Source organism: Streptomyces sp. NPDC031265 (assembly GCF_055570295.1).
Map to the genome: position 1 here is coordinate 183,308 of NZ_JBVIHM010000015.1, position 9,040 is coordinate 192,347.

Below are 9,040 nucleotides of genomic sequence, written 5' to 3' on the forward strand. Positions count from 1 at the left end.
TCCCCCTCGCTGGGACTCCCCCCGCCCCCCCCCCCCCCCCCCCCCCCCCCCCCCCCCCTCCCCCCCTCCCCCCCCCCCCCCCCCCAGGACCGCGAAGGCCACGTCGTCGTCCTCGTTCTCGTCCTCCGACCAGGCGTCGTCCACGTACTTCTCCTTGACCGGCCATGTCCCGTACGGCGCCTGCCCGTCCCGGTAGCCGGGCACGAACACCGCGTCGTCCTGGTCGTCGAGGCAGTGCGCGGCCGTGACGATCACGTCGTGGCCCTCGCTGTGCACCACCGACGCCGTACAGAAGTGGTCGCCGTCCAGACCCCCGTCGAACAGCGCGCCCACGCGCGCGTTGGCGGCCGTGGCGGGCGCCGTGACGGTCGTACCGGCCGATCCGGCCTCCCGGTCCCCGTACCCGGGGATCACCAGGAGCACGGCCACCGCCGACAGGGCTCGCAGCTGGGAGACGTGTCTCATGGCCCCGACGGTGACGCGCGGACCTGAGAGCAACCCTGGAACTTTTCTGAGAAGAGTCTGTGAAGCGCCCCCTGGAGCGCCCGGCGCGAGTTCCACTCAAGCGAACGGGCCCAGAGTGCATCAACGACAGTCATTGCCCGGAGTCACCCTCCGTGATACACAGAGTGACCAAACGTGAATCCGTAGAGACCAGTCCACCGCAGGTCAGGGCGGTGCGACCGGTACAGCTGTGCGGTTTCGGATAAAGAGAGCCGCCAAGTCGACATACTCGGACGGTTTCATCAGCGAAGATAGAGCCTGACCCATGCCATGGGGCAGGGGCATCGAACTACCCGACAGGGGCGGTGAGTTACGTGTACCTGGCAGCAGAAAAGGGCGACATCACCACGATCATCGGCGGGATCGCTCCCAACTGGGGGCCGTTCGGGAGCCTGGGCAACGAGGCCCGGGTGATGGTCGAAGTCGTGATGGCCGTGGCCATCCTGCTGTGCCTCGGCATCGCCGTCTGGGGCGCCGCCAAGCAGAGGATCGGTGCGACCGCGCTGCGCGACACGTTCAGCGCGGAGCAGGGCAAGGGTCTGATCGTGGCGGGGCTGACCGGAGTCTTCATCATCGGCTCGCTCGGCACGCTGTTCACCATCGTGTACGGGATGGCCGTCTGACCCGTCCTCAGGTCCGGCCCCGTCCCGCCGCCTTCGCCCCCCAAGGGTCCGCCCAGGCCCTCCCCCACACCATCCGTCCGTCGTGCCCACCGGCTGAGGTTGCGTCTCCCTGATGTCGAGTCACCACACCGCGCCCGCGCGGGAACCAGCACGGCTACCGTCGTACTACACGACGGACCAGCGAAGGGTTGAGGGGGCGTACGCGGCATGAGCCTCGGCGACGAGCACGACTCCAGGCGCACGGAGGACGCGTACAGCACCGTCGGCGGTACGCGCCAGACGCGCACCCGGCTGCCCGAGGGCGAGGGCGCCGACGTGTACGGCGGCGCCCGCCGCCCCGTCCGCGCCTCGCGCTCCCTGCTCACGGTCGTCGGCGTGGTGGTCCTCCTCGTCGGCGCGATCGCCTTCGCCAACCGTGGCGACGGCGGCGACGGCTCCTCCGACGACCCCAAGCAGTCCGACACGAAGCCGACGGCGGCGAGCGGCGTGAACCCGGTCCAGGGCAGGACGGCCGGCATCGCGACGGGCTTCCCCCAGACGGAACAGGGGGCGCAGTCGGCGGCGGCGAACTATGTCGTGGCGCTCGGCTCGGGCGGCATGTACAACCAGGCCCGCCGTCACGAGATCGTGAGCACCGTGTACGCGCCGGACGTGGCGGCGGCCCGCCAGGGCGACCTCGACCGGGCCTACTCCGGACCGGAGTTCCTCGCCCGGATCGGGCTCAAGCCGGACGGCAGCGCGCCTGCCGGGCTGACCTTCATCTCCCGGTTCAACCCGGTCGGCTCCAAGGTGGAGGCGTACAGCAGTGGCGCGGCGAGCGTGTCCGTCTGGTACTCGGCGCTGTTCGGGCTCGCCGGCGAGGGCTCGAAGAACCCGGTCTCCGAGGGCTGGTACACCAACACGTTCCAGCTGAAGTGGGTCGGCAACGACTGGAAGGTCACCGACTTCACCCAGAAGGACGGCCCAGCGCCCGTCGGGCGCGACCAGGCCGCCGCGACCGCCAAGGACATGGCCGACGCCGTCGAGCAGTACGGAGGGTTCACCTATGCCCGGTAAGCGGCCCCGCCGCGCCCTCCCGCTCGCCACGGTGCTGACGGCCGTGCAGACCACGGCCGTACTGGCCGCCACGTACGCGTACGCGGCGCCGAGTCCCACCCCGAGCCCCACGCCGAGCTCCGGAACCAGCACCGGCGGGCCCTGCGACCTCATCCGCGGTCCTGCCAAGGACTACTGCGAGTCGGGCAGCGGCAAGCCCAGCACCTCGCCCGGGAACGTCGCCCCCGGCGACCCCGCAGACCCCCTCAACTCCCTCGCCCGCGGCTGCGCCGACGCCGCCGTCTGGGTCGTCGACACGCTCTCCAAGTTCGTGAAGACCGCTGCCAAGGTGGACTTCACCAACCCCGCCTTCCTCGGCCGCTACGCCGTCGTCTTCGCCGCCGCCACCATCCTCACGCTCGTCCTGTGGCTGCTCGCCGTCACCAAACGGGCGATCCGCGGGGTGCCGCTGACCACCGCGATCTCCGAGGCCGTCGGGTTCCTCTGGCTCACCGTGCTCGCCTCCGCGTTCACCCCGCTGATCCTCTACACCGTCGTCAACGCCACCGACGCCGTCACCGACGTCATCGCCGCCGGCACCGGCGACCAGACCGATGTCTTCTTCGGGTCGTTCTCGGCCGCGCTGAAGAAGGGCACGGACATCGGCGGCGGCCCGATCATGCTGATCGTCGTCTCCCTGGTCACCATCCTCGCCGCCGGCATCCTCTTCCTTGAGCTCTACATCCGCGCCCTCCTGCTGTACGTGGGAGCGCTGCTCGGCGTCGTCGTGTACTCGGGACTCGTCGACAAGAACATGTGGGGCCACGTCCGCCGCTGGGCCGGGATCATGATCGCGATCATCCTGGTGAAACCCATCATCGTGATCGTCCTCAGCCTGGCGGGCGCGCTCTCGGCGGGGAAGGGGCCGGACTCCTTCCAGGCGGTCGTCTCCGGCCTCGCCATCATCCTGCTGGCCATCTTCGCCTCCGCGATGATCTACCGCTTCGTCCCCGGCTTCGGCGACGAGATCGCCGCCGCCCGCACCAACCGCAAGCAGGCCACCGACGGCTCCCAGGCGGCCGCCGTGATCTCCTCCCCTGCCGCCCTGGTCTCCCAGGGCATCAAGACCCACAGCAGCCGTGGCAACCAGGGCAACAACAACGCCCAGCCCCGGCCCGCCAACCCGATGTCCGGCGGCGTGGCCGCCCACAGCAGCCGGGGCTCCTCCGGCGGCGGCGGATCTGTCCCCTCCGCCGCACCCCCGCCCCGTAGCGGCTCCGGACCCACCAGCGGCACCCCGCACAGCAGCCGCAACACCGGCAACAAAGGCAACAACAGCACAGGAGGTGGAGGGCGTTGACGACCCAGTCCCATCCGGTCTCGCCCCGCCGCACGTATCTGATCGGCCGGGCCAGGCCGTCGGCCATCGTCGGCAAGAACCGCGAGACCGGCGAGATCGCGCTGATCATCGGCGGCGCGTTCCTCGGCATGATGGCCGGACTGCTGGTCCCCGTCCTGTCCCTGCGGATCGTGCTCCTCATGGGCTTCCCCATGCTGGCGCTCGCCGCGGTGTACCTCCCGTACAAACACCGCACGTTCTACAAGTGGTTCGAGATCAACCGCAGCTACAAGCGCTCACTGCGCCGCGGCACCACCTACCGCTCCTCCGCCATGGAGGCCGGCGTGCACGGTGACGGGCGCGAGGTCGAGGTCGGCCCGCCGCCCGGCATCGGCCGGATCAGCTGGCTCGCCGCGCCCTTCGGCCCCGACGAGATCGCCGTCCTGCTGCACGCCGACCGCCGGACGGTGACCGCCGCCATCGAGATCGAGGGCCCCGGCGTGGGCCTGCGCGACTCGGAGGACCAGGAAGCCCTCGTCGACCGCTTCGGCACGCTGCTCAAGCACGTCGCCAACGGTGACGGGTTCGTCACCCGCCTCCAGATGCTCGCCCGCACCCTGCCCGCCGACCCGGACGCGCACGCCAAGGACGTCGCCCAGCGCGGCGACCACGGCTCACCCGGCTGGCTCCAGGAGTCCTACGAGCAGCTCCAGTCGATGGTCTCCACCTCCAGCGAGCAGCACCGCGCGTATCTCGTCGCCTGTATGCAGTACTCGCGCGAGCTCGCCGCCGAGGCGCACGCCATGGCTCGCGCCGCCCGCCCCCAGCACGGCCGCAAGCTCGACCGGGACGCCGGCCTCGCCGTCGTCATGGCCCGCGAGCTCACCGACATCTGCGCCCGGCTCGCCGAGGCCGACATCCGGGTGCGCCAGCCGCTCGGCCAGGGGCGGCTCGCCTCGCTGGTGCACTCCATGTACGACCCGGACCACCCCATCGACCACATCCAGGCCATGACCAAGCGCAACGCCTGGCCCGCCGAGCTGGACGCGGTCGAGCCCACCTATCTCCAGGCCAAGACCCGCGAGTCGTCCACGCGCGCGCCCTGGTGCCACGCCACGGCCTGGGTGAAGGAGTGGCCGATGACCCCCGTGGGCGTCAACTTCCTCGCCCCCCTGCTCGTCCACACCCCGGACGTCATCCGTACGGTCGCGGTCTGCATGGACCTCGAACCCACCGAGGTCGCCATCGAGCGCATGCTCACCGAGAAGACCAACGACGAGGCCGAGGCCTCGCGCGCCGCCAAGATGAACCGGACCGTCGACCCGCGCGACATCGCCGCCCACGGCCGCCTCGACCAACGGGGTGAAGATCTCGCCAGTGGCGCGGCAGGTGTCAACCTCGTCGGGTACATCACGGTGTCGGCGCGCTCCCCCGAGGCCCTGGCGAGGGACAAGCGCACCATCCGCGCCTCGGCCGGCAAGTCGTACCTGAAGCTGGAGTGGTGCGACCGCGAGCACCACCGGGCCTTCGTCAACACCTTGCCGTTCGCGACCGGCATCCGCCGCTAGCCGAGAGCTGATTGGGGCCTGCTCATGCGAGATCCGCTCTCCGCACTCACCAACGCCTTCACCGCCTTCCTCTTCGGGAAGGTGGAGACGACCCGGCTGCCCGTCCGCACCTCCACCGGACAGGCCCAGGCGGTCTACCTGCCGACGGCCGCGCCCGGCCTGGGCGACTCCGGCGTGATCATCGGCCGCGAGGTCTACAGCGGCAAGGGATACATCTACGACCCCTTCCAGCTGTACGGCCAGCAGCTGCCCGCACCGCACTGGCTGGTCCTCGGCGAGTCCGGCAACGGCAAGTCGGCCCTTGAGAAGACCTATGTGCTGCGCCAGCTGCGGTTCCGCGACCGGCAGGTCGTCGTGCTCGACGCCCAGGGCGAGGACGGCGTCGGCGAATGGAACCTCATCGCGCGCGAGCTGGGGATAACTCCCATCCGGCTCGACCCGATGGCCGCCCTCGACGGCGGCATCCGGCTCAACCCGCTGGACCCGGCGATCACCACCACGGGCCAGCTGGCGCTGCTGCGCACCATCATCGAAGTGGCGATGGGGCACGGCCTGGACGAGCGGTCGGGCTTCGCCCTGAAGGTGGCGCACGCCTACGTCAACGAGACCATCACCGACCGGCAGCCCGTCCTCACCGACATCGTGGAGCAACTGCGCCACCCGGAGGCTGCCTCGGCGGTCGCCATGAACGTCGACATAGACGACGTCCGGGCCTGGGGCCTGGACGTGGCGCTCGTCCTGGACCGGCTGGTCGACGGCGACCTGCGGGGCATGTTCGACGGACCGACCTCGGTCGGCATCGACCTGGACGCCCCGCTGATCGTCTTCGACCTCTCGCACATCGACCGCAACTCGATCGCGATGCCGATCCTGATGGCGATCGTCGGCGTCTGGCTGGAGCACACCTGGATCCGGCCCGACCGCAAGAAGCGCATCTTCCTGGTGGAGGAGGCCTGGCACATCATCAACTCGCCGTTCGTGGCGCAGCTCTTCCAGCGGCTGCTCAAGTTCGGCCGGCGCCTCGGTCTGTCCTTCGTGGCGGTGGTGCACCATCTGTCGGACGTGGTGGACGGGGCGGCGGCGCGGGAGGCTGCGGCGATCCTGAAGATGGCGTCGACCAGGACGATCTACGCCCAGAAGACGGACGAGGCGAGGGCGACGGGCGGGGTGCTCGGCCTGCCGCGCTGGGCGGTCGAGATCATCCCGACGCTCACGCCCGGCATCGCCGTCTGGGACGTCAACGGCAATGTCCAGGTGGTCAAACACCTGATCACCGAGCGGGAACGGCCGCTGGTCTTCACCGACCGCGCGATGACGGAGTCGGCGGCGACCGATGACGTACTCGCCCAAGAACTGGAGAGCCAGCTGGAGTCGGAGAGCGAGCGCAGGGCAGCGCTGATGGAACAGCAAATGTCCGGCACCTCCTCCCCCGAGTCGACCGTCGCCTGACGGGCCGGCAGGCCCCTCCCCCCAAGGGGCCTGCCGGATCAACGGCCGCCCCCACCACGGAAGTTCCCCGACACGCACAAGTTGGCCCGACACGCCGGAGGTTGCCTGACATGCCGGAGTCCCGCTCCCGTGGCGAGGAGCGCGGCATCCCCGACTCCCTGCTGATCGGGCTGCTCGCGTTCCTGCTCGGCCTCACGGTCCTGGTCTGGACGGCGACGGGCCTGGCGGGCCTGTTCAGCCACGGCGCCTGGCCGGACGCAGTGACGTTCACCCGCACCCCGCTCGCCCTGCGCCAGCTCATCCAGGCCCCGCACGACCTCCCGGCCGCCTGGCCGGACACCCCCGCCGCCCAGCTCTCCGGCTACGGCCTCTTCTGGGGCCTGCTCATCGGCCAACTGCTCGTGCTCCTGGTGCTGTTCATCTTCGCCCTGGGCACGTGGTCGCGCTGGAGAGCGGTACGCGCGAGAGCCAAGGCGGCAGCCGCGATGCCGGGGGACCCGGTGCTGGGCCTGAACAGGGGCGGCGGGACGGGTGGTGGTAAGCCGCCGACGCACCAGGCTCGGACGTGGCCGCCGCCGGTGATGGACGCGGGGCCGAGTGCCACGGCGGACGGAGACCCGGGGGCCGGTGCGCCCGCTGCGGCGGCGGACTGGGGCACCGGTACTGCGAGCACGCGCGCGTGGGGACCGACCGCGGGCCCGGGGGCGGCTCGTACGGTACGTACGGACGGGGCTGAAGCCGACATGGCCCTCACCCCGGCGCCCGGCACCGCGAGCCGGCAGCCCGACGACCCGGGAGCCGGCCGACTCCCGTCGCCGCGCGCGGCCCGCCCACCCCGGCTCGTCTACGGCGGCCCCGACGCCCGCCGCCCCACAGCCGTGCAGGCCATCCAGGACGCCGAGGGCGCCGCGCTCGTCATCACCTCGGACCCCACCCTCTGGGCGGAGACCAAGGACGCGCGCGCGAAGCTCGGCCCTGTGCACGTGTACGACCCGGGGCACCTCTGCGACACCCCGGCCCGGCTGCACTGGTCGCCCACGAGCGGCTGCGAGGACGCGGACGTGGCGGCGGCGCGCGCGACCGCGCTGCTCGCGCCCGTACGCCCGCAGGCCCGTATCGACGCCGCCATGGCCGACACCGCCGAGACCCTGCTGAGGTGCTGGCTGCACGCGGCCGCGCTGGACAGCCGGGACGGCAAGGCCGTCAAGCAGATGCACCGCTGGGCCCAGGGCACCGGCGCCCACGAGGCCGTACGCATACTCCGCACCCACCCCAAGGCCATGAGCGGCTCGGCGGGCCTGCTGGAGTCGGCGCTGACCGCCCACCCCGAACGCCGGGAGATCGCCCAGCAGCTGACGGCCCGTGCGCTCGACGCGCTCTCCTCGATCCACATCCGCGAGGCCTGCACACCGAACCGAGCGGATTCGCTCGCGCTGGAATCATTCGCCGCGGAAGGGGGCACCCTTTACGTGGTGGGTGAAGCCATCGAGGATCCGCGGTCCCGCCCCGCCGCGATGCCGCTCCTGACCGCACTCGCCTCAGACGTGGTCGAGCGCGGCCGCCGCATGGCCGAACGGTCACCCGACGGTCGGCTCGACCCACCAATGACGCTGGTCCTGGACGACGTGGCGGCGGTCGCGCCGCTGCCCCGGCTGCCCGAACTCCTGTCGACCGGCCAGGACCTGGGCCTCCCGACCCTGGTCCTGCTCCGCTCGGCCGAACAGGCCCGGGCCCGCTGGACGGAGACACTGGCCCCGTAGCGGGCCCGGCCGGCAACGGCCCCGGCTGGGGCTACGGGCGGAGGAACTCCATCTCGACCTCGTGCCCGTCCGGTTCCCCGGCCGACGCGGGAACGGTCTTCCCGGTCCGTGCGAACCCGAACTTCCGGTAGAAGCCCTCGGCCCGCGCATTCTGGCTGTGCACATAGAGCCGTACGCGTTCGAAGCGCGGCTCCTCCAGGGACCAGGCCCACTCCAGCGCGCTCTCGAAGAGCCTCTCGGTGAGCCCGATGCCCCGGAACTCGGGGCGCATGAAGACGCCGACGACATGTCCCTGGGCGGCTTCGATGTCCAGCCCGAAGAAGTCCGTGTTCCCGCCCTGCTCGATCAGGACAATGACGGAGCCGGCCCAGGTGCCGTCGGGGCCCTCGGCCACGAACTGGCGGCCGCCGGTACCGCTGCTGGACACGCTGGCGGTCCGCTCCTGCCACAAGGAGTCGGGGTGGCCGTTGGCCTTCTCGGTGGTCTCAAGGAAGGCAACAGGGGCGGCCGGGTCGGCGAGCCCGGCCATCCGGAGCTCCTTGGCCTTGCGCCATTCATCGGCCCCCACGGGGCGTATCACGTGTTCCATGACCAGATCCTGCCATGGAACGCAGAAAAGCCCCGCACCATTAATCCTTGCGGATCATGGTGCGGGGCTTCCCGCAATGATTGTTCGGCGGTGTCCTACTCTCCCACAGGGTCCCCCCTGCAGTACCATCGGCGCTGAAAGGCTTAGCTTCCGGGTTCGGAATGTAACCGGGC

General features: G+C 71.0%; 8 protein-coding genes and 1 rRNA gene. 6 read left to right on the forward strand and 3 right to left on the reverse strand.

Annotated features, from left to right (window positions below):
- On the reverse strand, window positions 1-465 hold a 465-nt coding region (locus ACZ499_RS23465; protein WP_468677618.1), incomplete at its 3' end, for a trypsin-like serine peptidase.
- A 353-nt stretch (window positions 466-818) separates the two neighbouring features.
- Here ACZ499_RS23465 and ACZ499_RS23470 point away from each other — a divergent pair.
- The 6 genes from ACZ499_RS23470 to ACZ499_RS23495 all read left to right on the forward strand — a co-directional run bounded on the left by ACZ499_RS23470 (window position 819) and on the right by ACZ499_RS23495 (window position 8,278).
- Window positions 819-1,127: a hypothetical protein gene (locus tag ACZ499_RS23470; RefSeq protein ID WP_101389324.1), complete on the forward strand. Its 309-nt coding sequence runs from the start codon at window positions 819-821 to the stop codon at window positions 1,125-1,127.
- 207 nt (window positions 1,128-1,334) lie between these two features.
- On the forward strand, window positions 1,335-2,183 hold the full coding sequence (locus ACZ499_RS23475; RefSeq protein WP_468413055.1) for a hypothetical protein: 849 nt from the start codon (window positions 1,335-1,337) through the stop codon (window positions 2,181-2,183).
- Window positions 2,173-3,522, forward strand: coding sequence for a hypothetical protein (locus ACZ499_RS23480; RefSeq protein WP_468677621.1), 1,350 nt, complete (start codon window positions 2,173-2,175; stop codon window positions 3,520-3,522). The genes ACZ499_RS23475 and ACZ499_RS23480 overlap by 11 nt, the downstream gene beginning before the upstream one ends.
- Window positions 3,519-5,069: an SCO6880 family protein gene (locus tag ACZ499_RS23485; protein ID WP_385538366.1), complete on the forward strand. Its 1,551-nt coding sequence runs from the start codon at window positions 3,519-3,521 to the stop codon at window positions 5,067-5,069. Before ACZ499_RS23480 ends, ACZ499_RS23485 begins: the two co-directional genes overlap by 4 nt.
- A 24-nt stretch (window positions 5,070-5,093) precedes the next feature.
- Window positions 5,094-6,518, forward strand: a complete 1,425-nt coding sequence (locus ACZ499_RS23490; RefSeq protein ID WP_468413049.1) for an ATP-binding protein — start codon at window positions 5,094-5,096, stop codon at window positions 6,516-6,518.
- Between the two features lie 110 nt (window positions 6,519-6,628).
- Window positions 6,629-8,278 (forward strand): type IV secretory system conjugative DNA transfer family protein, encoded by a 1,650-nt coding sequence (locus tag ACZ499_RS23495; protein WP_468677625.1) that lies wholly within the window; start codon window positions 6,629-6,631, stop codon window positions 8,276-8,278.
- Between the two features lie 31 nt (window positions 8,279-8,309).
- Here ACZ499_RS23495 and ACZ499_RS23500 read toward each other — a convergent pair whose 3' ends face one another.
- Together ACZ499_RS23500 and rrf are read right to left on the reverse strand one after the other, a co-directional pair.
- Entirely contained in the window at window positions 8,310-8,867 is a 558-nt protein-coding gene (locus ACZ499_RS23500) for a GNAT family N-acetyltransferase (RefSeq protein ID WP_468677627.1), read from the reverse strand.
- 82 nt (window positions 8,868-8,949) lie between these two features.
- Window positions 8,950-9,040 (reverse strand): 5S ribosomal RNA (gene rrf, locus ACZ499_RS23505); the annotation flags it as partial.

Bases quoted from the DNA above. Each gene is read 5' to 3' on its own strand.
- ACZ499_RS23475 (WP_468413055.1), top strand. From the start codon at position 1,335: ATGAGCCTCGGCGACGAGCACGACTCCAGGCGCACGGAGGACGCGTAC.
- ACZ499_RS23480 (WP_468677621.1), top strand. From the start codon at position 2,173: ATGCCCGGTAAGCGGCCCCGCCGCGCCCTCCCGCTCGCCACGGTGCTG.
- ACZ499_RS23490 (WP_468413049.1), top strand. From the start codon at position 5,094: ATGCGAGATCCGCTCTCCGCACTCACCAACGCCTTCACCGCCTTCCTC.
- ACZ499_RS23495 (WP_468677625.1), top strand. From the start codon at position 6,629: ATGCCGGAGTCCCGCTCCCGTGGCGAGGAGCGCGGCATCCCCGACTCC.
- ACZ499_RS23500 (WP_468677627.1), bottom strand. From the start codon at position 8,867: ATGGAACACGTGATACGCCCCGTGGGGGCCGATGAATGGCGCAAGGCC.